The sequence below is a fragment of the Haloferax sp. Atlit-10N genome (assembly GCF_003586325.1).
In the GTDB taxonomy this organism is placed as follows: Archaea; Halobacteriota; Halobacteria; order Halobacteriales; family Haloferacaceae; genus Haloferax; species Haloferax prahovense.
The window spans coordinates 1-560 of the sequence record NZ_PSYX01000100.1 but is presented as its reverse complement, the minus strand read 5'-3'; the positions used below and the strand labels follow the sequence as shown (position 1 = coordinate 560).

At 53.8% G+C, this 560-nt stretch carries 1 protein-coding gene; it reads right to left on the bottom strand.

What is annotated here, in order from left to right; all coding sequences use genetic code 11:
* Positions 1-183: 183 nt before the first annotated feature.
* Positions 184-560: hypothetical protein (locus C5B91_RS21365; RefSeq protein ID WP_233547875.1), on the bottom strand; the 377-nt coding region annotated here is incomplete at its 5' end.

The window sequence follows — 560 nt, the reverse complement described above, 5'->3', positions numbered from 1 at the left end:
CACTGCTGCGAGTAATTATGCAGATTGCGCCACGTTCCCACTCATCTTTTGTCCGTTGGTCCTGGAAGAGAATCTCTCGCAAGCTATCGTTGGTCTCCTCGGTCATTGCGAGGTGGAAACCCTGAGCTTCGGAGAGTGGCAGCTTTCGGTCTGTGAGTTGTTTTCGTCGACGACTTGCCATTGTTATTGAGCCTCCAGCGGTGTACTGAGGACTTGCTTCATCCACGGTATTGCAGCTCCCATCTGTTCGGGACTGCCGTTTTCGTCGATATCTAGGTAGTCCCAGCGCCGACTCCAATAGAGAACCTCGTCGACATTCAGTGCCTCACAGAGCGGGATGGCGTGGTCACGGTCTGTCTGCGAGTTGTCTGGGAGCTGACCATCGACGCGAAGTACGGGATCGGTAGCAAAACCATACTTCTGACCAGAAGGGAATGTCGGTGGAAGCCGGATGAAAATTTCTGCCCATTCGTGGTCGTAGTTTGCGAACCTACCGACGCGGATGATACCCAAGCTGATGAAAACGAAGTTACCCACGCCTGGTGCACCGTCGTCAGTGA